The 24,990-nt window shown below is 74.1% G+C and carries 10 protein-coding genes; 4 read left to right on the top strand and 6 right to left on the bottom strand.

Going from position 1 to position 24,990, the window contains the following annotated elements; genetic code table 11:
• Positions 1-2 precede the first annotated feature (2 nt).
• Complete coding sequence (locus OG357_RS35770; RefSeq protein ID WP_329625060.1) at positions 3-698, top strand: response regulator transcription factor; 696 nt, start codon at positions 3-5, stop codon at positions 696-698.
• The gene (locus OG357_RS35765) at positions 691-1,779 is read left to right on the top strand and encodes a sensor histidine kinase (protein ID WP_329625059.1); all 1,089 of its coding nucleotides are present in this window, start codon (positions 691-693) and stop codon (positions 1,777-1,779) included. Before OG357_RS35770 ends, OG357_RS35765 begins: the two co-directional genes overlap by 8 nt.
• Here the strand turns inward: OG357_RS35765 and OG357_RS35760 are convergent.
• The 4 genes from OG357_RS35760 to OG357_RS35745 are packed head-to-tail and all read right to left on the bottom strand — an operon-like array spanning position 1,776 to position 6,467.
• Positions 1,776-3,350, bottom strand: coding sequence for an amidohydrolase (locus OG357_RS35760; RefSeq protein ID WP_329625058.1), 1,575 nt, complete (start codon positions 3,348-3,350; stop codon positions 1,776-1,778). The two genes, OG357_RS35765 and OG357_RS35760, sit on opposite strands and share 4 nt — an antisense overlap.
• A gap of 38 nt (positions 3,351-3,388) precedes the next feature.
• A complete protein-coding gene (locus OG357_RS35755; protein ID WP_329625057.1) occupies positions 3,389-4,294 on the bottom strand; it encodes an ABC transporter ATP-binding protein in 906 nt (301 codons plus the stop codon).
• The gene (locus OG357_RS35750) at positions 4,291-5,403 is read right to left on the bottom strand and encodes a FecCD family ABC transporter permease (RefSeq protein WP_329625056.1); all 1,113 of its coding nucleotides are present in this window, start codon (positions 5,401-5,403) and stop codon (positions 4,291-4,293) included. The genes OG357_RS35755 and OG357_RS35750 overlap by 4 nt, the downstream gene beginning before the upstream one ends.
• A complete protein-coding gene (locus tag OG357_RS35745) occupies positions 5,400-6,467 on the bottom strand; it encodes a FecCD family ABC transporter permease (protein ID WP_443066838.1) in 1,068 nt (355 codons plus the stop codon). Before OG357_RS35745 ends, OG357_RS35750 begins: the two co-directional genes overlap by 4 nt.
• A 161-nt stretch (positions 6,468-6,628) precedes the next feature.
• On the opposite strand from OG357_RS35745, the gene OG357_RS35740 reads away from it, so the two are divergent.
• Complete coding sequence (locus tag OG357_RS35740) at positions 6,629-8,326, top strand: ABC transporter ATP-binding protein (RefSeq protein ID WP_329625054.1); 1,698 nt, start codon at positions 6,629-6,631, stop codon at positions 8,324-8,326.
• 74 nt (positions 8,327-8,400) lie between these two features.
• Positions 8,401-10,236, top strand: coding sequence for an ABC transporter ATP-binding protein (locus OG357_RS35735; protein WP_329625053.1), 1,836 nt, complete (start codon positions 8,401-8,403; stop codon positions 10,234-10,236).
• A 59-nt stretch (positions 10,237-10,295) separates the two neighbouring features.
• Here OG357_RS35735 and OG357_RS35730 read toward each other — a convergent pair whose 3' ends face one another.
• Positions 10,296-10,505 carry an MbtH family protein gene (locus tag OG357_RS35730; RefSeq protein WP_317593256.1) on the bottom strand — a complete coding sequence of 70 codons (210 nt, stop codon included), beginning with the start codon at positions 10,503-10,505 and terminating at the stop codon, positions 10,296-10,298.
• On the bottom strand, positions 10,502-24,904 hold the full coding sequence (locus tag OG357_RS35725; protein WP_329625052.1) for a non-ribosomal peptide synthetase: 14,403 nt from the start codon (positions 24,902-24,904) through the stop codon (positions 10,502-10,504). The genes OG357_RS35730 and OG357_RS35725 overlap by 4 nt, the downstream gene beginning before the upstream one ends.
• Positions 24,905-24,990: the final 86 nt, after the last annotated feature.

Below are 24,990 nucleotides of genomic sequence, written 5' to 3'. Positions count from 1 at the left end.
GCATGCGCGTACTGATCGTGGAGGACGAGCCCTACCTGGCGGAGGCCGTCCGTGACGGTCTCCGGCTGGAGGCGATCGCCGCCGACATCGCCGGCGACGGCGACTCCGCCCTGGAACTGCTCGGCGTCAACTCCTACGACCTCGCGGTCCTCGACCGCGACATCCCCGGCCCGTCCGGCGACGAGGTCGCCCGGCGCATCGTCGCCTCCGGCAGCGGCATCCCGATCCTGATGCTCACCGCTGCCGACCGGATCGACGACAAGGTCTCCGGGTTCGGGCTCGGCGCCGACGACTACCTCACCAAGCCGTTCGAGCTGCGGGAGCTCGTCATGCGGCTGCGGGCGCTCGACCGCAGACGCGCGCACGTCCGGCCGCCGGTCCGCGAGATCGGCGGACTCCGGCTCGACCCCTTCCGCCGGGAGGTCTTCCGCGACGGACGGTACGTCGCGCTCACCCGCAAACAGTTCGCCGTGCTCGACGTCCTCGTGGCCGCCGAAGGCGGGGTCGTCAGCGCCGAACAGCTGCTGGAACGGGCCTGGGACGAGAACGCCGACCCCCTCACCAACGCCGTGCGCATCACCGTCTCCGCCCTCCGGAAACGGCTCGGCGAACCCTGGCTGATCGCCACGGTGCCCGGCGTCGGCTACCGGATCGACACCGGCCCCGACACCACCCGTCCCGGCGGCACGCGTGCCTAGACGCCCAGGGCTCAGCGCCCGGCTGAAACTCACCCTCAGCTACGCCGGATTCCTCGCCGTCGCCGGCGCTCTCCTGCTGGCCGTGGTGTGGATGTACCTGCTGCGCTACGTCCCCGACAACTCTCAGGGCCTGCTCGGGGTCTCGCCCAACCGCTACCTCCTTGTGCGCACCTTCGCCCCCGCCGCGGCCGTGGCGATGGTCTTCCTGCTGGTGTTCGGCCTCCTGGGAGGCTGGCTCCTCGCCGGGCGGATGCTCGCACCCCTGACACAGATCACTGCTGCGGCACGGAGAGCGGGAAGCGGATCGCTCTCCCACCGGATCCGCATGACGGGCCGGCAGGACGAGTTCCGTGAACTCTCCGACGCGTTCGACTCGATGCTCGAACAGCTCGACTCGCACGTCGCCGAGCAACAGCGGTTCGCCGCGAACGCCTCCCACGAACTGCGCACCCCGCTGGCGATCTCGAAGACGCTCCTCGACGTCGCCCGCAAGGACCCCACGCGGGACCGTGTCGAACTCGTCGAACGCCTGCACGCCGTCAACGCGCGGGCGATCGACCTCACCGAGGCCCTCCTGCTGCTGAGCCGCGGCGACCGCGGGAACGTCACCCGCGAGAGCGTCGACCTCTCCCTCGTCGCCGAGGAGGCCGCCGAGACGCTGCTTCCCCTCGCGGAACAGCGCCGGATCACGCTCGACGTCACCGGCGGGCCGGCCTGGACCGGCGGCTCCACGGAGCTCCTCCTGCGAATGATGACGAACCTCGTCCAGAACGCCGTCGTCCACAACCTCCCCGCCGGCGGCACCGTGACGGTCCATACCGAGGCGCACGGCGACACGAGCGTGCTGCGGGTCGAGAACACGGGCCCTCCGCTCCCACCGGAGCTGATGCCGACCCTCACCGAACCCTTCCGGCGCGGGACGGAACGCGTACGCACCGACGAGCACGCGGGGGTCGGCCTCGGCCTGGCCATCGTGCACAGCATCGTCCGCGCCCACGACGGGACCCTCGACCTCACCCCCCGCCCCACCGGCGGTCTCCTGGTGACGGTCCGGCTTCCGGGCACGCCACAGGCGGCCTAGGCTTTTGCTTCCCGGGCGCGGTGGCCGTCCACGTACGTCGCCACGATCTCGATGTCCCCGATCCGGGACGGGTCGACGCGGCGCGGGTCGTCTCCCAGGACCACGAGGTCGGCGCGCTTGCCGGGGCTCAGGCTGCCCGCCGTGTCGTCCCAGCGGCAGGCGTACGCGCCGGCGGCGGTGTAGGCGTGCAGGGCCTCGTCGACGGTGACGGCCTCGTCCGGGCCGATCCGACGCCCGGAGAGGGAGGCGCGCTCGACCATGAACTGGACGGCCCGCAGCGGCGAGCCGTCCGTGACCGGACGGTCCGAGCTGCCGACGAGGGTGACGCCGTGGTCCAGGAATCCCCGGCCGCGGTACATCCACGGCGCCCGCGACTCCCCCATGGTCTCCGCGTAGTCGTCGCCGAAGTACCGCAGGAAGTTGGGCTGGACCACGGCGCTGAGGCCGAGGCGGCCGAGGCGGGGCAGCTGGTCGGGGCGGATCAGCCCGGCGTGCTCGATCCGGTGCCGGGCGTCGGGGCGGGGCCGCAGCTCCTGGGCGCGTTCCAGGGCGTCGAGGGCGAGGTCGGCGGCACGGTCCCCAATGGCGTGGACGGCGAGCTGCCAGCCCGCGAGGTGGCCGTCGACGATCAGCTCGGCGAGCCGCTCGGGCTCGTCCTGGAGCTGGCCGGTGTGGGACATGCCCTCGTACGGGGCGGTGAGGGCGGCCGTACGGGCCATCATCCCGCCGTCCGTGTAGATCTTGAGTGCTCCCAGGGACAGCCAGTCGTCGCCGAAGCCCGTCCGCAGGCCGAGGTCGAGGGCGCGCGGGATGCCGTCGTCGCGGTGTGCGCCCTGCGGTCGCAGGGTGTCGCCCGCGGCCATGAGCTGGACCCGCAGGGGCAGCCGTCCCTGGTCGCGGAGGAGTTGGTAGGCGCCGAGCTCGACCGGGCTGTGGCCGAGAAGGCCGCCGCCGATGCCCGCCTCGGCGACGGCGGTGATGCCCTCGGCGAGGCAGGCGCGGCCCGCGCGCTCGATGGCGTCGGCGAGCTCCTCCTGGGAGTACGGCAGGCGGAGGCGGCGCACGGCGGACATGGCACTCTCGACGAGGAAGCCGTCCTGGTGCGGCACGTCGGCCGGGAGGAGCTCCAGGACGGCGCTGTTGACCACGCACGCGTGCCCGGAGTCGTGCATGACGAAGAGCTTGCGCCCGTGGGTGACCCGGTCGAGCTCGGCGGCGGTGAGGTGGCGGCCGAGGGCCCGCTGGTCGTATCCGGCGATGTCCACCCAGGCCCCGGGCGCCTTCCAAGCGGCGGCTTCCTCGACGACGGCGAGCACGTCCTCGACGCGCTCGCAGGGGGCGATGCTCGGGGTGTTCGCCTTCAGCCCGGTCCATGCCAGGTGCACATGGCTGTCGATGAAACCGGGCAGCACGGTGGCGCCCTGGAGGTCGACGACCTCGCGGGCGGGCAGCGAGGTGACGGCTTCGTCGAGGCCGACGATCCGGCCGCGCCAGATCCCGAGGTCGTGGGCGACGGGGTGGTCCGGGTCCATCGTGAGGATGTGCGCGTTCGTCAGCCTCGTACAGAGCATGGGCGGTCCGTCCGGTTCGTCGTCGGAGTCAGTCGGAGTCAGGAGGTCTCGGCCAGGACGTTGGCGCCGGTGGTCGTGGGCGCGTACCGCTTGGGGGCCGCCGGCACCATCAGCGGCGTTCCCGTCTCCGGGTCGTCGATGATCCGGCAGGGCAGGCCGAACACGTCCTCGACCAGCTCGGCGGTCATGACGGTCGACGGGTCGCCCTCGGCCGCGATGACGCCCCCGGGCCGCATCACGATGAGGTGCGTGGCGTAGCGGCAGGCCTGGTTGAGGTCGTGGAGGACCGCCACGATCGTGTGGCCCTCGCGGGCGTGGAGTTCGGCGCACAGGTCGAGGACCTCGACCTGGTGGGCGATGTCGAGGAAGGTCGTCGGCTCGTCGAGGAGGAGGATCGAGGTCTGCTGCGCCAGGACCATGGACAGCCACACGCGCTGGCGCTGGCCGCCGGAGAGGTCGTCGACGGGCCGGTCGGCGAGTTCGAGGACGCCGGTCTGCCGCATCGCCTCGACGACGGCCGCCTCGTCGTCGGCGGACCACTGCTTGAGCATGCCCTGGTGCGGGTACCGGCCGCGGGCGACGAGGTCGCCGACGGTGATGCCGCCGGGGGCGGTGGAGGACTGCGGGAGCAGTCCGAGACGGCGGGCGACCTCGCGGGAGCGGTACGAACCAATGGCGCGGCCGTCGAGGTAGACCTGTCCGGTGCGGGGCTTGAGCATCCGGGCGAGGGCGGTGAGGAGCGTGGACTTGCCGCAGGCGTTCGGGCCGATGATCACGGTGAACGAGTGGTCGGGGATGTCGACGCCGAGGTCGGTGGCCACGGTCCGCTGGTCGTAGGAGAGGGTCAGGTTCTCGGCGCGCAGGCGGGAGGCCGGACGGTCCGTCGGACGGTTCTCGGTGGTCGGACGGTTCTCTGTTGTCGGACGCTTCGCTGTTGTCGTCATGCGCGGCTCTTTCGCGACTCGGTGACCAGTAGCCAGATGAGGTAGAGCCCGCCGACGCAGCCGGTCGCCGTGCCCACGGGCAGGAGCGCGGGGGCGAAGAGCCGCTGCACGGCGAGGTCGCTGAGGGCGAGCATGACCGCGCCCATGAGGGCGGACGGCAGCAGGGCGGGCCCGGAGGAACGGGCGAGCTTGCGGGCCACCTGGGGAGCGGCCAGGGCGACGAACCAGATGGGGCCGGTGACGGCGGTGGCGAAGGCGGCGAGGGCGACGCTGATGACGAGGAGCAGGGTGCGGGTGCGTGCCACGTCGACGCCGAGGGCCACGGCGGTGGTGTCGCCCATCTCCACCATGGAGAGGCGGCGGGAGAGGAGGAAGGCGAGCGGCAGCAGGACGGCGACGGCGATGCCGATGGCGTTGGCGTGCGTCCAGAGCCGGTTGCCCAGGCTGCCGATGAGCCAGGCCTGGGCCTCCAGGGCCTCCTGGAAGGTCGCCCGGGTGATCAGGTACGAGTTGACGGCGAGGAGCAGGGCGCTGACGCCGATGCCGACGACGACCAGCCGGAATCCCTGGATGCCCCGGCCGAGCATGAGGAGGTGGACGGCGAGGGCGGTGGCGAGTCCGCCGATCAGCGCGCCGAGCGCGATCTGCATCATGCTGCCGTGGAGGACGACGATGACGACGAGCGCGCCCACGGCGGAGCCGTTGGTGAAGCCGATGATGTCGGGGCTGCCGAGGGGATTGCCCGTGATGCTCTGGAGGATGGCCCCGCTGACGGCGAGGGCGGCGCCGACGAACAGGGCGGTCAGGAGCCGGGGCATGCGCAGGGTGTTGACGACGAAGTCGGCGATGCCCGTTCCGTTGCCGGTGAGCGCCTGGAGGACCTCCCCGACGGTGAGGTCGAAGTCGCCGGTGGTGAGGGTGACGCCCGCGACGGCGAGGAGCGCGGCGAGGAGCGCGGCGGTGACGGCGACGGTCCGGCCCCGGACGAGCACGGAGACGGCCCCCGAGGGCGTACGGACGACCCGGCCGCTGACGACGCGGGACGGGGCGGGCCCGCCCTTGGAGCCGGTCGGGGGTCCGGAGGCCTTCGCCTCCCGTACGGCAGTCACAGCATGACCAGCTTTCGGCGGCGGCACAGGGCGATGAAGAGGGGGGCTCCGATGAAGGCGGTGACGATGCCGACCTGGACCTCGCCGGGGGCGCCGAGGATCCGGCCGAGGACGTCGGAGCCGATCAGGAGGACGGGGGCGATGAGCATCGAGTACGCGAACACCCACCGCTGGTCGGGTCCGACGACGAAGCGGGCGACGTGCGGGACGGCGAGCCCCACGAAACCGATCGGTCCGGCGGCGGCGGTCGCGGCGCCGCACAGAAGCATCACGGCGACGGCGCCGAGGGCGCGGGTCCGGCCGACGTTCACGCCGAGGGCCCGCCCCATCTGGTCGCCCATGGCCAGGGCGTTGAGCGAGGGCGCGAGGACGAGGGCGACGACCAGGCCGACCGCGATGAACGGCAGGGCCATCAGGACGACGTCGTAGTAGCGGCCCGCGAGGGAGCCCACGGTCCAGAAGCGGAACTGGTCGAAGGCCCGGGGGTTGAGCAGCAGGATCGCCCAGTTGAAGGCGTACAGCACGGCGGTGACGGCGGCTCCGGCGACGACGAGCCGCTCGGGTGAGGCGAGCTTGCGGCCGGACGAGCCGAGCAGGAAGACCCCGACGGACGCGGCGGCGGCGCCCGCCAGGGCGAACCACACGTAGCCGAGCGGTGCCGCGATGCCGAAGAACGCGATGGCGACCACCACGCCGGCGGAGGCCCCGAGGTTGACGCCGAGCATGCCGGGGTCGGCGAGCGGATTGCGGGTCAGGGCCTGCATGAGGGCGCCGGCGAGGCCGAGTGCCATGCCGACGAGCATGCCGAGGAGGGTCCGGGGGATGCGGTAGTCATGGATGATCACCGACGTCTCCGACCCGTCGGGGTTCCACAGGACGTTCCAGGTGGCGGTGAAGGGGATGCCCCGGGTGCCGACCCAGATGCTGAGGAGGGAGACGAGGACGAGTGCGGCGACGCCGGCCAGCAGGCCGAGGCTCCGGATCGTCGCCCCGGTGCGGCCCGACCGGGGTGCCGCGTCGACGGCCTTCCCGACGTGTTCGCGGGACTGGACGGACAACGACAGCTCCCCTGACGGCAGTTGGCGCGTGGGGCGAGCCCCTCGACACACGGACTGGCGAGTCGATACTTAGGTGAGGCTAACCCGAACGCAAACGGCCGGTCAACGCGCCGTACGGTCAGAGTAGGCTTACCTAACCATTATCTACGTCTCCGTGGAGGAGTCACATGCCAACGGGCGTACCGACAGGGGCAGTTGTCCTCGGTCGAGCGATCAGAGGGCAGCGCCCGCGCATCATCGCGGCGTCCCTGCTCGGCATGACCCATCAAGGCTGCGAGGCCCTGATCCCGGTGGTCATCGGCGTCATCATCGACTCGGCGGTGGCGACCGGCTCCTCCGCGTCCCTGCTGCGCTGGCTCGTCGTGCTCGCGGTCCTCTTCCTCGTCCTCTCGACGTGCTACCGCACGAGCGCGCGGATCACCGAGGGCGCGGGCGAGCACGCCGCGCACCGGCTCCGCATGGAGCTGGCCGGGCGCGTCCTCGACCCGAGGGGCGGCTCCGAGACGAACCGGCTTCCCGGCGCCCTGACCAGCATCGCCACCAACGACGCCCGCCGGGTGGGCTCGGTGGCGGGCGCCATCGCCTACGGGGTGTCGGCGGTCGCGGCCCTCGTGATCAGCGCCGTCGCGCTGCTCAGGATCTCCGTGCCGCTGGGCCTGCTCGTCCTGCTCGGCATCCCGCCCCTGCTCTGGCTCGGGCACCGCATCAGCCGGCCGCTGGAACGGCGCAGCGAGACCGAGCAGGAGCGCGCCGCCCACGCCTCGGGCGTCGCCGCCGACCTCGTCGCCGGGCTGCGGGTCCTCAAGGGCATGGGCGCCGAGTCGGCGGCCGTCGCCCGCTACCGCACCACGAGCCAGGACTCGCTGGCCGCCGCCCTGCGCGCGGCCCGCAGCCGGGCCGGGCACGAGGGCGCGGTCCTCGCCCTGACCGGCGTCTTCATCGCCGTGATCGGCCTCGTGGGCGCCTATCTCGCCATGGACGGCAGCATCAGCGTCGGCGAACTGGTGGCGGCCGTGGGCCTGGCGCAGTTCCTCCTCGGACCGTTCCAGCTGCTCACCTACGTCAACGCCGAACTCGCCCAGGGGCGGGCCTCCGCCAAGCGCATCGCGGAGGTGCTGGCCTCGCCCGTCTCCGTCGACGGCGGCGAGGCGGTCCCGGCCCACCCTGCCGCCGGGCACATCGCCCTGCGCGGCGTGTCGCTCGGCGCCCTGCGCGGGGTGGACCTCGACCTTCCTGCCGGGGGTTTGACCGGCATCGTCACCAGGGACCCGGCGGCCGCCGCCGACCTGCTGCTGTGCCTGGCCCGGGAGAAGGACCCCGCCGAGGGCACGGTCGAGCTCGACGGCGTACCGCTGACCGGGCTCGACCCCGACGCGCTGCGCCGGGCCGTCCTGGTCGCCCACCACGACGCGGACCTGTTCGAGAGCACCCTGATCGAGAACGTACGGTCCGGGGCCGACGGCGACACGGCGGCGGTCGAGAGCGCCCTCGCGGCCTCGGCCGCCGACGACGTCGCCCAGCTGCTCCCGGACGGCGTGGACACCCTCCTCGCCGAGCGCGGCCGGTCCCTCTCCGGCGGCCAGCGCCAGCGCGTGGCGCTCGCCCGGGCCCTCGCCGCCGACCGGCCCGTCCTCGTCCTGCACGATCCGACCACCGCCGTCGACACCGTCACCGAGTCGCGGATCGCGCGCGAGCTGCGGGAGGTCCGCCGGGGCCGTACGACCGTCCTCGTCACCACCAGTCCCGCGCTCCTCGCGGTGACCGACCGGGTGGTGGTCCTGGAGGACGGCGCCGTACGGGCCGACGGCCGGCACAACGACCTCCTCGCCGCCGACGAGACGTACCGCGCGGCGGTGCTCGCATGACGGCCGACGAGGCACCGCGCACCACACCGGGAACGACACCGGGTACGACACCGCCCGAGGAGACGGAACAGACCATGACCGGAAGCAGCCCGGACCGCGCGCTCCTGCCGACCGCCACCGGCGCCGAGTCCATGGCGGCGCTCCGCACCATGCTCCACGGCCACCGGCTCCTGGCCGTGGCCGCGATCACCGTCCTGGTCGCCGGGACGGCCATCGGGCTGCTGACGGCACCCCTGCTCGGCCACATCGTCGACCTGGTGGTCGATCAGCGGGGGTCCCAGGCCCTGACGCTGCCGCTCGTCCTGCTCATCGCCGTCGCCGTGGCGCGCGGCGCCGCCGCCGCCGTCGGCAGCACGCTCGTCGCCCGGCTCGGCGAGACCGTGCTCGCCGCGCTGCGCGAGCAGTTCATCGAGCGGGCGCTGCGGCTGCCGCTGGAGCGGGTCGAGGCGGCCGGCTCCGGCGACCTCGTGTCCCGGGTGACGAGCGATGTCGGCATGATCGCGAAGTCGGTGCGGCAGGCCCTTCCCGAGTTCAGCCGGTCCGCGCTCACCATCGTGCTGACCTTCGCGGGACTCGCCGTGCTCGACTGGCGGTTCCTGCTCGCCGCGCTCATCGCCGCGCCGGTGCAGGTGTTCTCCGTCCGCTGGTACATGCGCCGCTCCTCCCCCGTGTACGGCGAGCACCGCATCGCCACCGGGGCATTGCAGCACCAGCTGCTCGACAGCGTCGGCGGCGCGCGGACCGTGCGCGCCTTCCGGCTCGGCTCCACGCACACCAGGCTCCTGGAGGACCGGTCGGGGGCCGCGCGCGACCTCGGCCTGCGGGGCATCCACCTCGTCACGGGCTTCTTCTCCCGGCTGAACCTCGCCGAGTTCATCGGCCTCGCCGCGATGCTCGCCACCGGCTTCGTGCTGGTCGACGGCGGCTCGGTCAGCATCGGTACGGCCACCGCGGCCGCGCTGTACTTCCACAGCCTCTTCAACCCGATCAACGCCACGCTGTACCTCCTGGACGACGCGCAGTCCGCGGGCGCGAGCTTCGCCCGCCTGGTGGGGGTCTCGGCCCTTCCCGCGGAGTCCGAGCCGGAGGAGGCCGACGCCCCCGTGGACGGTTCCGTCACGGTGTCGGCGCTCGGTCACGCGTACGGCACCGGGGCTCCGGTGCTGCACGACGTCGACCTCACCGTGCGCAGCGGGGAGCGGGTCGCCCTGGTCGGCGCGAGCGGGGCGGGCAAGACGACCCTCGCCAAGGTCATCGCCGGGGTCCACCAGCCGACGTCGGGCTCGATCACCCTCGGCGGGGTGCCCGTGGGGAAGCTGGGCCCGGCCGGGGTCCGGCGCGCGGTGACGCTCATCAGCCAGGAGGTGCACGTCTTCGCCGGGCCGCTCGCCGAGGACCTGCGGCTCGCCCGGCCCGGCGCCGGTGACGAGGAGCTGCGCGCGGCCCTGGACCGGGTGGATGCCCTGGAGTGGGCGGAGGCGCTGCCGGAGGGCCTGGCCACGGTCGTCGGCGAGGGCGGGCACCGGCTGACGGTGACGCAGGCGCAGCATCTCGCGCTGGCCCGGCTGGTGCTCGCCGATCCGCCGATCGCCATCCTCGACGAGGCGACGGCCGACGCGGGCAGCGCGGGCGCGCGCGTCCTGGAGGACGCCGCGGCGCAAGCCCTTGAGGGGCGTACGGGGATGGTGGTGGCCCACCGTCTTCCGCAGGCCGCGACCGCCGACCGCGTCGTCGTCCTGGACAAGGGGCGGGTCGTGGAGAACGGCACCCACGAGGAGCTGATCGCCGCGGGCGGGCGGTACGCCGACCTGTGGGCCGCGTGGTCCGACAGCCGCCGGCAGCCCGCGGACAAGGTCCCGAGGCCGGCCTCCGACGCCGAATCCGCGGTGCCGGTCTCGCCGTCCCTCTGACAGGGAGAACGCAGGAGGGGCGTCACGACGGATCGTCGTGACGCCCCTCCTTTCGTTGCTCAGCCCTGCCGCGCCACGAGGCTCGCCGGGCGGAGGTCGGTCCAGTGGGCCTCCACGTACGCCAGGCACGCCTCCCGGGTGTCCTCGCCGAAGACGGTCCGCCAGCCGGCGGGTACGGCGGCGAAGGAGGGCCACAGCGAGTGCTGGTTCTCCTCGTTGGCCAGGACCCAGAAGCGGCCCTGCGGGTCCTCGAAGGGGTTGGTCGTCATGCGTTCTCACTCCTCGTGGATGTGACGTGGAACAGTTCGGACAGCGGCTGCTCGGAGTCGGCTGTCACCGTGCGCAGCAGGGTCCGGAGTTCTTCGGCGAGCCGGCGGGCCTTGGCGGCGCCGATCCGCTGGTGGGCGTGGATGATCCCGCAGTGCACGGGCCCGTCGCCGCGCGGCTCGTAGAAGGAGAGCGTCAGCTCCGCCCGTGCCGAGCCGGTCGGGACGGCCTGGAGGGTGCCCACGCCGCCCTCCAGTCGGTCGAGATCGGCCTGCTCGTGGTGGATCACCATCACCTGCGGGCCCTCCGGCCTCAGGCCGGCCGTCCGGACGACCGCGTCGAAGGGGACGTCCTGCCGGTCGAGGGCGCTGAGCGTGGTCTCCCGTACGCGGCCGAGCAGTTCGGCGAAGGTCGGGTCGCCCGCCGTGTCGGTGCGCAGCAGCACCGTGTTGAAGAAGCAGCCGACCAGGTCGGCGAGCCGGTCGTCGGTGCGCCCGGCGACCATGGTGCCGATGGGCAGGTCGGTGCCCGCGCCGTGGGCGGTGAGCACGGCGGCGAGCGCCGAGTGCAGGACCATGAACATGCTGGTGCCGGTGGCCTGCGCGAGCCGGTCCACGTCGGCGTGGAGCTGCTCGTCGAGGACGAACTCGACGATCCCGGCCGCCGGCCCGCGGCCGGTGTGCCCCTCGGTCCGGGGCGCGGGTACGTCGGCCGGCAGGGCCAGTTCGCGCGGTGCCTCCCTGAGCGTCCGACGCCAGTACGCCAGTTGGCGGCCGCCCCGGCTGTCCGGGTCGTCGAGGTCGCCGAGGACTTCGCGCGCCCAGCGGGTGTAGTCGGCGTACGTGACGGGGAGCGGCTCCCAGTCGGGCGCCCGGCCGGCGGTCCGCGCTCCGTAGGCCGTGGTGAGGTCGCGGAGGAGCGGGACCACGGACCATTCGTCCACGGCCAGGTAGTGCATGGTCAGCAGGACCGCCTGGGCCCCGTCGGGGCCGGTGAGCAGCCGGACGCGCAGGGCGGGTTCCCGCTCCAGGTCCGGTGCCTGACCGGCCAGTTCGGCCAGTCGGGCGTCCAGGTCGGCGCAGCGCTCCGAGGTGAGGAGCGGTACCTCGGCGGCCCGCCGGAGCACCGTCCCGTCGGGCTGCGCGGCGAAGGCCGTGCGCAGCGGCTCGTGGCGGGCCGTCACGTCGGCGAGCGCGGCGGCGAGGGCGTCGGCGTCGAGTCCGCCGGGCGAGCGCAGCACGAGCGCGTGGTCGAAGCCGGGGCTCCGCCGGTACGCGTCCCACTGCCACTGCTGGACGGGGGCCACCTGAAGGCCGCCGTCGCGATCGGCGTCCGGCGCGGGGCGCAGGGCCGGGCGGGCGGCGGTCGCGCCGTCCAGCTTGCCGGCGATGCCGGCGACGGTCAGGGCGTCGAAGACGTCCCGGATGCTCAGCTCGACGCCGAACTCGGCGCGGATCCGGCCCAGGAGCCGCATCGACGCCATGGAGTGGCCGCCGAGCGCGAAGAAGCTGTCGTGGACGCCGACGGCGTCCAGCTTGAGGATCTCGCAGAACAGCTCGGCGAGCCGGGCCTGGGTCGGGGTCGCCGGGTGGGCGTCGCCGGTCATCGCGGACCATTGCGGCGCAGGCAGCGCTTTGTGGTCGAGCTTGCCGTTGGGCGTGAGCGGCAGCGGGCCGTCCAGCGCGATGACCAGGGCGGGGACCATGTACTCGGGGAGCTGCCCGGCGACATGGGCGCGCAGTTCCTGCGGGTCGAGTTCGCCGGGCGTGCCGTCCCCGGTCTCGGGTACGGCGTAGCCGACGAGCCGGACGATGTCGCCGTCGCGGTCGGGCAGGACGGCGGCCTGGGCGACGGACGGGTGGCCGGCGAGGGCGGCCTCGATCTCGCCCAGTTCGATGCGGAAGCCGCGGATCTTCACCTGGGTGTCGACCCGGCCGAGGAAGTCGAGGTTGCCGTCGGCGCGCCAGCGGGCGCGGTCGCCCGTGCGGTACATGCGGCTGCCGGGCGCGCCGAACGGGTCGGCGACGAACCGCTCCGAGGTGAGCCCCGCCTGCCCGAGGTAGCCCCGGGCGAGGCCGCGCCCGGCGACGTACAGCTCGCCGACGACACCGGGCGGCACCGGCCGCAGGTGCTCGTCGAGGACGTAGCAGCGGGTGTTGGGGTCGGGGCGGCCGATCGGCACCCGGCCGGAGGCCCGGCCGCCGTGCTCGCGGGCGGGCCACAGCGTCGAGTTGACCGTCGCCTCGGTGAGTCCGTACGCGCAGATCAGGTGCGCGGTGGCGCCGAACCGCTCGAAGAGGTCCGGCGGCACGGTCTCGGTGCCGACGAGGACGGTCGAGCCCTCCGGCAGGGCGCAGCCCGGGGGCAGCGCCGAGACGAGCGACGGCGGCAGGATCATGTGGGTGATCCGCTGGTCGGTGAGGAAGTCGGTGAGCGCGGGGCCCGCGACCCTGGCCTCGTCGGTGATGAGGACGAGCCGTCCGCCGTGGCAGAGCGCCATGGCGAGCTCGAAGGCGAAGACGTCGAAGCCGATGGACGCGAACTGGAGGACGCGGCTGTCGTGGGCGAGGCCCATCCGGTCGACGGCGGTGGCGACGAGGCTGGCGATGCCCTCGTGCGGGACGACGACGCCCTTGGGCCGGCCGGTGGAGCCGGAGGTGTAGATGACGTACGCGGCCTGGTGCAGCCCCACCGGTCCGCCGGGCGGCGGCGTCGCGGGCAGCGCGTCCAGTTCGGCCGCGATGTCCGGGGCGTCGAGCAGGAGCACCGGGACGCCCGGGACGTCGGGGATCTTCCCGGCGACGGGCTCGGTGCCGACGACGACGGCCGCACGCGAGTTCTCGATCATGTACGTGAGGCGGTCGCCCGGGTGGACGAGGTCGAGCGGCAGGAACGCGGCGCCCAGCTTCAGCGCGGCGAGGACCGTCGCGATCATGTCGACCGAGCGCGGCACGGCGACGCCGACGACGCTCTCGGCGCCGACGCCGCGGGCGGCGAGCAGCCGGGCGACGCGGTCGGCGCGGGCGTCGAGCTGGGCGTACGTCACCGACCGGGAGCGCTCGACGACGGCAACGGCGTCCGGGCGCTCGGCGACCCATCGGGCGAAGAGCGCCGGCAGGGTCTCCTCGTCGACGTCGCGGGGAGCGCCGTTGAAGCCTTCGAGGACCAGTCGGCGTTCCTCGGCGGAGAGGATCTCGGCCCGTGACACGGGCTGGTCGGGTGCCGCGACGAGGGCAGCGACCAGCCTGCGGAGGCGGTCGGCGACGAGCTCGGCGGTCTCCCGGTCGAAGAGTTCGGTGGCGAACTCCAGGCGGCAGCCGAGGGAGTCGGAACCGCCGGCGCCCTCGACGGACGTCCGCTCCGTGAAGCTGAACACCAGGTCGAACTTGGCGGTGCCGATCCCGTACGGGACGTAGTCGGCGCGGAGGCCGGGCAGCCGCAGCTCGTCGTCGGTGCGGGCGTGGTAGCCGACCATCACCTGGAACAGCGGGTTCCGGGAGAGGGAGCGGGTGGGGTTGAGCTTCTCCACGACCGACTCGAAGGGGACGTCGGCGTGGGAGAACGCGGCCAGGTCGGTCTCCCGGACCCGGGCGAGCAGCTCGGTGAAGGTGGGGTCTCCCGCGAGGTCGGTCCGCAGCACCAGCGTGTTGACGAAGAAGCCGACGAGCTCGTCCAGGGCCTCGTCGCCCCGTCCGGCGATGGGTGCGCCGAGGGGGATGTCGGTGCCCGCGCCGAGCCGGTGCAGCAGGGCGGCGACGGCCGCGTGGGCCACCATGAACATGCTGGCGCCGGTCTCGCGGGCGAGCCGCTTGAGTCCCTCGTGGACCGTCCCGTCGAAGGTGATGTCCAGCTCGCCCCCGGTGAACGCCGGGCGGGCGGGCCGCGGCCGGTCGGTGGGCAGCTCCAGCTCCTCGGGGGCGCCGGCGAGGGTCGTGCTCCAGTGCTCCAGCTGCCGGGCCGCGAGGCCGGCCGGGTCGGCCGGGTCGCCGAGGAGGCGCCGCTGCCAGAGGGCGTAGTCGGCGTACTGGACGGGCAGCGGCTCCCAGTCGGGGGCGGCGCCGCCGAGGCGGGCCGTGTAGGCGGTGGTCAGGTCCCGCAGGAAGGGCCGGTCGGACCACTCGTCGGTGGTGATGTGGTGCAGGACCAGGGCGACGACGTGGTCGTCGGGCGCGACCTCCACGATCGTGGCGCGGATCGGCAGTTCGCCGGAGAGGTCGAAGGGCCGCCGGACGGCGGCGTCGACGATGCCGGGTACCTCGTCCTCGGTGGCGCGCAGGTGCTCCACGGCCGGCAGGACGCCGGCGGGCAGGACCCGCTGGAACGCCTGGCCCTCGCGCTCGGCGAAGACCGTGCGGAGCGCCTCGTGGCGGGCGGTCACATCGGCGAGGGCGGCGCACCACGCCTCGCGGTCGAAGGCGCCGCGCAGGCGCATGACGAGCGGGAAGTTGTACGCGGCCGAGGTGCACTCGATCTGCTGGATGACCCACAGGCGCTGCTGGGCGTGGGACAGCGGCAGTTCGTCCGGCCGCTCGGCCCCGGTGAGCGCCGTCAGGGCCGGGCGGGCGGCGCCGCGCGAGGCGGCCGCGCGCTCCACGAGCTCGGCGACGGTGGGCGCCTCGAAGAGGTCGCGGATCGCGAGCTCTGCGTCGAGCGCGGTGCGGGCGCGGCTGACGAGCCGGGTGGCGAGGAGCGAGTGCCCGCCCAGCTCGAAGAAGTCGCTGTCGATGCCGACGCTGCCCTCGGCGAGGCCGAGGACCTCCGCGAACAGCGCGCAGAGCGTCTCCTCCTGCGGGGTGCGCGGCGCCCGGGTCTCGCCCGTGCCGGCAAAGTCGGGTGCGGGCAGGGCCTTGACGTCCAGCTTGCCGTTGACGGTCAGCGGCAGGGTGGCCACGGTGACCAGCGCGGACGGGACCATGTAGTCGGGCAGGCCGGCCTTCAGGTGCTCGCGCAGCCGCTGGACGAGGGTCTCGTCGACGGGATCGGCGCCCTCCTCCCGTACGACATAACCCACCAGGCGCTTGGTGCCGGCGGCCTCGTGGACGACCACGGCGGCGTGGGCGACCTCCGGGTGCGCGGACAGGGCCGTGGAGATCTCGCCGAGTTCGATGCGGTAGCCGCGGATCTTCACCTGGTCGTCGGTGCGGCCGAGGAAGTCGAGCAGGCCGTCGGGGCGCTGCCGTACGAGGTCGCCCGTGCGGTACATGCGTTCGCCGGGCTCGCCGAACGGGTCGGCGACGAACCGCTCGGCCGTGAGGCCGGCGCGGTCGTGGTAGCCGCGGGCGAGGCCCGTTCCGGCGATGTACAGCTCGCCGGGGCAGCCCGGCGGTACGGGCCGCAGCATCGTGTCGAGGACGTGGGCCCGGGTGTTGCGGATGGGCATGCCGACGGTCGGCGTCGCGCTGTCGGTGGTGGAGCCGCCGAGGGTGTTGATCGTGTACTCGGTCGGGCCGTACAGGTTGTAGCCGTACGTGTCGTCGGTGTCGCGCAGGCGCGTCCAGACGGTGTCGGAGACGGCCTCGCCACCGAGCAGGACCAGGGCCGGCCGGTGCCTGCCCGTCGCCCTGCCCGTGGCACTGCCCGTCGCGCAGCCCGTGGTCTCGTCGCGGTCGAGGAGGCCCTCCTCGATGAGGAGCTGGGCGTAGGTGGGCGTCACGTTGACGACGTCGACGCGGTGCTCGTCGCAGTACGCGACCAGGGCCTCGGCGTCGCGGCGGAGCTCCTCGTCGCAGACGTGGACCTCATGGCCCTCGACGAGCCAGAGCAGCTCCTCCCAGGACATGTCGAAGGCGAAGGAGACGGTGTGCGCGATGCGCAGGCGTCGTCCGCCGGCCGAGGCGATGGCCGGGTCGAAGATCTCCTTCTGGTGGTTGAGCTGCATGTTCGTCAGACCCCGGTAGGGGGTGACGACGCCCTTGGGGCGGCCGGTGGAGCCGGAGGTGTAGATGACGTACGCGGGGTGTTCCAGGCGGTCCGGCACGCCGCGGGCGAACGCGGGCCGCTCTGTGTCGGTGATGTCGTCGCCGGACAGCGCGGCCAGCCCGGCCGTCACCGCCGGGTCGTCGAGGAGGAGTTCGGGGGCGACGGGCCCGTCCTCGCCGCGCAGCGTCGGGGCGACGGCGGTCGTGGACAGCAGGCACAGCGGTCCCGTGTCCTCGGCCATCAGGCGCAGCCGGTCGGCGGGGTGGTCGAGGTCGAGCGGCAGGTAGGCGGCGCCCGTCCGCAGGACGGCGAAGAGCGCGGCGACCATCTCGATGGACCGGGGCAGCGCGAGCGCCACGACGGTCTCGGGTCCGGCCCCGCGGGCGAGGAGGAGGCGGGCGAGCCGGTTGATCCGCCCGTCGAGTTCGGCGTAGGTCAGGGCGACGTCGCCGAAGACGAGCGCCACGGCGTCCGGGGTACGGGCGACCTGGGCCGTCAGCATGTCGGCGACGGTCTCGTCCGGCACGTCCTCGCGGGTGGCCGCCCGGCCGGATTCCAGCGCGAGGCGCTCCTCCGGCAGCAGCAGGTCGACACCGGCGGTACCGCTGGACGTCCCGGCTTCGAGGGCTTCGCCGAGGCGGTCGAGGACCGTCGTGAAGCGGGCGAGGATCGTGGCGGCCGCCTCGGCGTCGAAGAGGTCGGGCCTGGCCGCCAGGGTCACCCGCAGCCGCGCGCCGGGCGTGACGATCAGGGTCAGCGGGAAGTGGGTGCCGTCGACGTTGGCGACGCCGGTGATGCCGTGCCGCGCCCGGAGCTCCGCCGCCCGGTCCTCGCCGTCGGTCGAGCGGAGTACGAAGAGGGTGTCGAAGAGGCGGCGGTGGCCGGTCTCCTGCTGGAGCGTGCCCAGGCCGACGTACTCGTACGGCATGACGGAGGCGCGCTCGGTCTGCATCCGCCGCAGCAGGTCGAGCAGCGGCTCGTCCGGGGCGAAGGCGACGCGGGCGGGGACGGTGTTGAGGAACATGCCGATGATGCCGGCCACGTTCGGTACGTCCGCCGGGCGGCCGGCGACCGCCGTGCCGAAGGCGACGTCCCCGCGGCCCGTCATCGCCGAGAGCACCAGGCCCCAGGCGGCGTTCAGGACGGTGTTCAGGGTGAGTCCGTGGCGCCGGGCGAGGGTGCGGAGCCGGTCGCTGCTCTCCTGGGTGAGGTGGGCGTCGAAGTCGGCCGGGATGACCGGTCCTGCGTCGCGTCCGGACGGGGCGACGAGCGTCGGTTCGTCGAATCCGGCGAGCGTCCCGCGCCAGGCGTCCAGGGCGGCGGTGGTGTCCTGGGCGTCGAGCCAGGCCAGGTAGTCGCGGTACGAGCCGGGCAGCGGCAGGCCGGTGGCGTCGCCGGCCCGCTCGTACAGCGTGAACAGCTCCTCCAGGAACAGCCAGGCGGACCAGCCGTCCCAGAGGATGAGGTGGTGGGTGACGACGAGCCGGTCGCGGCCGTCGCCGAGGCGGATGAGCAGCAGGCGGCAGAGCGGCGCGGCGGACAGGTCGAAGCGCTGCCGTCGGTCGGCGGCGAGCAGCTCCTCCACGCGGGTCCGCTGCTCCTCCTCGGAGAGGTGGGTCAGGTCCTCCTCGACGAGCGGGATCTCGGCGCCGTCCGCGATGAACTGCACGGGCCGCGGCAGGCCGTCGCTGGTGAATCCGGCGCGGAGGCTCGCGTTGCGGTCGAGGAGGGCGCGGCAGGCGGCCCGCAGCCGGTCGGCGTCGACCCGGCGGTCGAAGTCCAGGGCCTCCTGGGACTGGTAGACGTCGAGGGCGTCTCCCGCGTCGTAGGTGGCGTGGAAGTACATGCCCTCCTGGAGCGGGGAGAGCGGCCAGATGTCCGCGACGGGGAGCCCGGCGGCGGCGTGGACGCGCTCGGTCTCCTCGGGGGTGAGTACGAGCCCGCCCAGCGGGGCCGGGGCGGGGGCCGGGGCCGGGGGCGACGGGGGCGCGGCGGCGGTCAGCTGGTCGAGCAGGGCCTTCAGGGCCGGGTCGACGGCAGCGCCGGACTGCTGCTGGAGGGCCAGGACGGCCTGGAGGGCGGCGGCGGCCTGTCCGGCGTCGGTGGCGGAGACGGTCACGCCGTCTGAGTGCACGGGTACCTCGGGTGTCTGGGGTGCGGTGGGATCGGCCGGAGCCTCGGCCGGGGCCGCGTGCGCGGCCGTCTCGGCGAGGGCGGCGGGGGTGCGGCAGGCGAACACGTCACGCGGGCTGAGCGTCAGCCCCTGCTCGCGGGCGCGGGTGGCGACGGTGATCGAGGTCAGGCTGTCGCCGCCCAGGACGAAGAAGTCGTCGTCGACGCCGATTCCCGGGACGCCGAGGACGTCGGCGAAGATCGCGCACAGGGCGCGCTCGCGGTCGTCGCGGGGCGCGCGTCCGTCCGCCCGGGGTGCGGCCTCGGGGGCCGGCAGGGCGTTCTGGTCGAGCTTCCCGCTGGGCGTCAGCGGCAGTTCGGCGAGGAGGACGACGGCGCCGGGCACCATCGGGGCGGGGAGCGCGTCGGCGAGACCGGTGTGCAGGGCCGCGGAGTCCGGGGCGGCGCCGGGGGCCGGGACGGCGTAGCCGACAAGGGCGCCGTCGCGGACGACCACGGCCGCCCGGGCGACGCCGGGGAGCGCGGCCAGGGCGGTCTCGATCTCGCCCAGCTCGATGCGGTTGCCGCGGATCTTGACCTGGCGGTCGGTGCGTCCGAGGTACTCGACCGCCCCGTCGGCACGCCGCCGCACCAGGTCGCCGGTGCGGTACATCCGGGTGCCGGGTTCGCCGAACGGGTCGGCGACGAACCGCTCGGCGGTCAGCCCCGGCCGGTCGTGGTAGGCCCGCGCCAGCTGGACGCCCGCGAGGTACAGCTCGCCGGGCACCCCGTCGGGCACCTGGCGCAGGAACGGGTCCAGGACGTGGAGCCGGGTGTTCCACACGGGCCGGCCGATCGGCACGGCCGGCTCGTCGCCGCCCTCGTACGGGAAGTACGTGACGTCCACGGCGGCTTCGGTGGGGCCGTAGAGGTTGTGGAGGGGTACGGGTCCCCGCCCGTCGCGGGAGGTCCCGGACGTGAGGTCCCGCCAGCGGCGGGCGGCGGCGCCGGTGAGCGCCTCGCCGCTGCAGAACACCCGGCGCAGGCTCGCCGCCCAGTCGGGAAGGTCTCTGGCGGTCTCCAGGACCTGGACGAACGCGGCGAGCATCGACGGCACGAAGTGGGCGGTGGTGACGGCCTGTTCGTGGATCAGGCCGGCCAGGTAGGCCGGGTCGCGGTGGCCGTCGGGGCGGGCGAGGACGACGGTCGCGCCCTCGGTCAGGGCCCAGAAGAACTCCCACACCGACACGTCGAAGCTGGACGGGGTTTTCTGGAGGACCCGGTCGTCGGCGGTGAGACCGTACGCGTGCTGCATCCAGGCGAGCCGGTTGACGATGGCCCGGTGGGTGACGGCGACGCCCTTGGGGCGGCCGGTGGAGCCCGAGGTGTAGATCAGGTAGGCGGGGTGGTCGGGTCCGGCGGTCCCGGCCGCTGCTGCCGGGACGGTCGCGGCCGGGTCGTCCGCGCCGATGACGACGTGTTCGAGGCCGGGGACCGCGGGCAGCCGGCCGGCGGCCTCCCCGGTCGTCACGACGGTGCGGGCGCCCGAGTCGGTGAGCATGAACGCGACGCGGTCGGCCGGGTAGTCGAGGTCGACGGGCAGGTAGGCGGCGCCCGTCCTGAGGACGCCGAGGAGCGCGACCATCAGCTCGGCCGAGCGCGGCACCGCGACGGCGACGTACTGCTCGGGGCCCGCGCCGCGGGTGCGGAGCCGGGCGGCCAGGGCCTCGGCGCGCCGGTCGAGTTCCGCGTAGGTGAGGGTGGTGTCCTCGAAGACGACGGCCGGGGCGTCCGGGGTGTCCGCCACCCGCGCGGCGATGAGCGCGTCGAGGGTCGTCTCGGGAACCAGGTGCCCGGTGGCGTTGAGTTCCGTGAGGTGTTCCCGCTCGCGGAGGGAGAGCAGGCCGGTCCGGCCGACGAGGCGGGAGGGTTCGGCGACGAGGGTCCGCAGCAGGGCCGTGTACCGGCCGGCGAGGACCGCGACGGCCACCTGGTCGAGGCGTACCGCGTCGTGCTTGAACCGCAGCAGCAGTCCGCCGTCGGCCGGCTCGACGACGAGCGCGAGCGGGTAGTGCACGGCGTCGAGGACCTCGGCGCCGGTGATGCGCAGGTCGTCGGGCCCCTGGCCGGCCGGCCGGTCGCCGGTCGGGTAGTTCTCCATGACCACAAGGGTGTCGAAGAGTTCGCCGCCGCCCGCGACCCGCTGGATGTCGGTGAGGCCGAGGTGCTGGTGGTCGAGGAGGGCCGTGTGCTCGTCCTGGACGCGCCGCAGGAGGTCGGTGAGCGTCTCGTCGGCGCGCAGGGTCACCCGGGCCGGGATCGTGTTGATGAAGAGGCCGACGGCGGAGTCGAGGCCCGCGACCTCGGTGGTGCGCCCGGACACGGTGGTGCCGAAGACGACGTCGTCGGTGCCGGTCAGCGCGCCGAGGAGGAGACCCCAGGCGCCGTTGAGGACGGTGCTCAGGGTGAGGCCGTGGGTGCGGGCGTAGGCGGTCAGCTCGTCGGCGAGGTCCTGGGGAAGGCGGGTGTCGACGTGCTCGGGCCGGGCGGGTGCCTCGGCGGTTCCCATGGTGGAGAGTTCCGGCAGACGCGTGGGTCCCGCGAGCCCGGCGAGGGCCTCGGCCCACGCCGCACGCGCGGCGTCCCGGTCCCGGCCCGCCAGCCAGGAGAGGTACGGCTCCGGGGCGACCGGCTCCGGGAGCGCGACGCCCTCGTACGCGGCGGTCAGCTCGCGGAGCAGGACGGAGACGGACCAGCCGTCGGCGACGATGTGGTGCAGGGTGAGGAGGAGCCGGTGGCGCCGGCCGTCCCTGATGAGGGTGGCGCGCAGCAGCGGCGGCCGGTCGAGGGCGAACCGCTCGGCGCGGTCGGCGCGCAGGAGCGCGTCGAGTCCGGTGGTCGCGGTGTCGGCCTCCCGCCACGGCAGGGTCACGTGGTCGTCGAGCCGCTGGACGATCTCGCCGCCGGGCAGCTGGCGGAACGACGCGCGCAGCAACGGGTGCCGGTCGAGGAGGAGTTGGAGGGAGCGGCGCAGCCGTTCGGGGTCGACGGGGCCGGAGAGGTCGAGGAGTTCCTGGACAACGTAGAGGTCGGCGGCGCGGTCGTCGAACTCCGCGTGGAAGAAGAAACCTTCCTGGAGCGGGGAGACGGGCAGCGCGGCCGCGTCGAGCTCCACCCGGGGAGCCGTGGCAGTGGCCGTCTCGCCGGCGATCCGGGCGAGCGCGGCCACGGTCCTGTTCCGGAACACCTCGCGCGGGGTGATGGTGAGGCCGGCCTCGCGGGCGCGGTTGACGAGCTGGATGGCGACGATGCTGTCGCCGCCCAGTTCGAAGAAGCTGTCGTGGACGCCCACCGACGGCAGGCCGAGGACCTCGGCGAACAGCGCGGCGAGCGCGGTCTCGGCCGGGGTGCCGGGGGTGTCGGCGCCGGTCATGGCCGTCCACCGGGGCTCGGGGAGGGCCTTGCTGTCGAGCTTGCCGTTGGGGGTGAGCGGGAGCGGGCCGTCCAGGAGCACGACGGCCGACGGGACCATGTGGTCGGGCAGCTCGTCGGTCACCTGGGCGCGGGCGGCCGTCACGGCGGCCTCGGCCTCGGCGCCGTCCGCCTCCGCGACCAGGTAGGCGACGAGGCGCTTCACGCCGCGGTGGTCCTCGCGGGCGAGGACGGCGGCCTGGGCGATGCCCGGGCAGGCCATCAGGGCGCTCTCGATCTCGCCGGGTTCGATCCGGTGGCCGCGGATCTTGATCTGGCCGTCCGCGCGGCCGAGGAACTCCAGGTTGCCGTCGGCGCCCCAGCGGACGCGGTCGCCCGTGCGGTACATCCGGGTGCCGGGCTCTCCGTACGGATCGGCGACGAACCGCTCCGAGGTCAGTCCGTGGCGGCCCAGGTAGCCGCGGGCGAGGCCGCGCCCGGCCACGTACAGCTCGCCCTCCGCGCCGGCGGGTGTCGGGCGGAGTGCCGTGTCGAGCACGTAGGCGCGGGTGTTGGGGTCGGGCCGGCCGATGGGAGCGGGGCCGGGCCGGTCGGGTTCGGCGATCCAGAGCGTGGAGTTGACGCTCGCCTCGGTGAGGCCGTAGGCGACGACGACCCGGAGCCTGCCGTCCCAGCGGGCGATGAGTTCGCTCGGGACCGCCTCGGTGCCGACGACGAGCACGGCGCCTGCGGGGAGTTCGCACTCCTGCGGCAGCGCGGAGACGAGCGACGGCGGCAGGATCATGTGGGTGGCGCGGTGGTGGGCGATGTAGTCGGTGAGCGCGGGGCCGGCGACGCGGCGCTCGGCGGGGACGACGATGATCCGGCCGCCGACGCACAGCGACATGATCAGGTCCCAGACCGTGACGTCGAAGCCGACGGAGGCGAACTGCACGACCCGGCTGTCGGCGGTGATGCCGATCCGCTCGGTCGCCGTGGCGATGAGGCTGCCGACGCCGTCGTGCGGGACGACGACGCCCTTGGGGCGGCCGGTCGAGCCGGAGGTGTAGATGACGTACGCGGCCTGGTCGAGGACGACCGGGACGCCCGGGTCGCCGGCGGCCTGGGCGGCGAGGGCGTCCGCGGTCGCCGGATCGTCGAGCAGGAGGTGCGTGACGCCTTCCGACGCGGGGAGTTCACCGGCGAGGTCGCGCACGGTGAGGACGGTCCGCGCCCCGGCGTCGGACAGCATGTAGGCGATGCGGTCGCGGGGGTGGTCCGCGTCCAGCGGCAGGTAGGCGGCGCCCGCCTTCATCACGGCGAGCAGGGCGACGACGAGCTCCGGCGAGCGGGGCAGGGCCACGCCGACGACGTCCTCGGCGCCCACTCCACGGGCGGCGAGGAGGCGGGCGAGGCGGTTGGCGGAGGCGTTGAGCTCGGCGTACGTCAGCTCGCGGTCCTCGCAGACGAGGGCGACGGCGTCGGGCCCCCGGCGGACCTGCCGCTCGAAGGCGGCGGGCCAGGAGAGTTCCGGCGACTCGCACGGTGCCACACCGAACTCGTCGAGCACCAGGGTGCGTTCGGCGGCCGACGTGAGGTCGAGGTGGCCGATGGGGCGGCCGAGGTCCCCTGTGAAGGCGTGCAGCAGGGCGAGGAAGCGGCGCTCGTGGCCGGCGAGCGCGGCCTCGTCGCAGACGTCCGCGTCGGCGTCGAGGTGGACGGCGAGGCCCTGGCCGTGCCGGGTCTCGGCGAAGTTGACGGCGAGGTCGCTGACGGGCCCGAGCCATTCCGGGCGCAGCTCGGCCGCGTGCTCGGTTCCTTCGGCCGCGAAGAGCAGGCCCTCGGGGCGCGGCAGGATGTTGACGGTGGGGCCGACGAGCTCCGGTACGCCGTCGACGAGGCCGAGGTCCCTGGCCAGGTCCTCGGCGCGGTAGCGGCCGTGGGCGACCGCGTCGGCGACCGCGTCACGCACGTGCGCCACGAGCGCGGCGCCGGTGACGGCGGGTCCGACGGCGAGGCGCAGCGGGACGATGTTGGACACCATGCCGGGGACGGTCGCGGAGATCTCGTCCTGGCGGGCGGCGATCGGCAGGCCGAGGACGAGGTCCTGCTCGCCGCTGACACGGTGGAGGTAGGCGGCGACGGCAGCGAGAAGGACACGGGACGGGCGGACGCCCGCGCTCCGGGCGGCGGCGTGCAGCCGGTCGACGTCGCGCGGGTCGAGTTCCGTCGTACGCCGCAGGCGGCGGGTCATCGGGGACGCGCCGCGCTCGACGAGGCGTACGGGCTCGGTCCGACCGGCCATCCGGTCGGCCCACCAGGCGCGGTCCTTCGCGTGCTGTTCCGACGTGCGGTACGCGCGGTCGGCGGCGACCAGGCGGGCGAGGGAGCGGTCGCCGGGCGCCGGTGCCTGCTCCCCCGCCGACGCCGCCGTGTAGAGCTCGCCGGCGCGCCGGGTGACGAGGGCGACGCCCATGCCGTCGATGACGATGTGGTGGTAGCGCTGGACCCACAGGACGTGGTCGTCGGCGAGCCGCAGCAGCGCGTGGCCGGTGAGCGGTCCGTGGGCGAGGTCGACGGGCCGGTCCCGGTCCGCGGCGGTCCACGCGGCGGCGGCCTCCTCGGGGTCGGCGGCGGCGCGCAGGTCCACGACCTTGACATCAGCGATGTCGGCGACGTCGATAACGTCGGCGGTGTCGGCGGGAAGGTCCCGGAGCGTCTGGCGTGGTCCGTCGCTCCCGGTGACGATGTTCACCCGCAGGCACTCGGCCTCCTCGACGGCCCGGCGGACGGCCGCGGTGAGCCGGTCGAGGTCGGGGTCGCCGCGGAGGTCGAGCGCGAACACGATGTTGTAGGCAGAGCTGTCCGGCTCCAGTTGCTGGGCCAGCCAGATACCGGATTGCCCGCCGGTGAGGGGGATCCCGGAAGCGGACGTCCGGTCCGACTCGACGTCAAACATCGTACGAAGTGGCCTTTCCCTGGAGGTGCGTCGGTGTGGGGTGGTCCCGGGCGTGGCTCGGCACCCCTCCGTGCGCGGGGTGCGCC

The organism is Streptomyces sp. NBC_01255 (assembly GCF_036226445.1).
GTDB lineage: Bacteria > Actinomycetota > Actinomycetes > Streptomycetales > Streptomycetaceae > Streptomyces.
The sequence above is the reverse complement of the archived record's forward strand: the minus strand, read 5'-3'. Positions and strand labels throughout refer to the sequence as shown.

Coding starts and splice junctions, on each gene's coding strand:
- OG357_RS35770 (WP_329625060.1), top strand. CDS start 3: ATGCGCGTACTGATCGTGGAGGACGAGCCCTACCTGGCGGAGGCCGTC.
- OG357_RS35760 (WP_329625058.1), bottom strand. CDS start 3,350: ATGCTCTGTACGAGGCTGACGAACGCGCACATCCTCACGATGGACCCG.
- OG357_RS35755 (WP_329625057.1), bottom strand. CDS start 4,294: ATGACGACAACAGCGAAGCGTCCGACAACAGAGAACCGTCCGACCACC.
- OG357_RS35740 (WP_329625054.1), top strand. CDS start 6,629: ATGCCAACGGGCGTACCGACAGGGGCAGTTGTCCTCGGTCGAGCGATC.
- OG357_RS35735 (WP_329625053.1), top strand. CDS start 8,401: ATGACCGGAAGCAGCCCGGACCGCGCGCTCCTGCCGACCGCCACCGGC.
- OG357_RS35730 (WP_317593256.1), bottom strand. CDS start 10,505: ATGACGACCAACCCCTTCGAGGACCCGCAGGGCCGCTTCTGGGTCCTG.
- OG357_RS35725 (WP_329625052.1), bottom strand. CDS start 24,904: ATGTTTGACGTCGAGTCGGACCGGACGTCCGCTTCCGGGATCCCCCTC.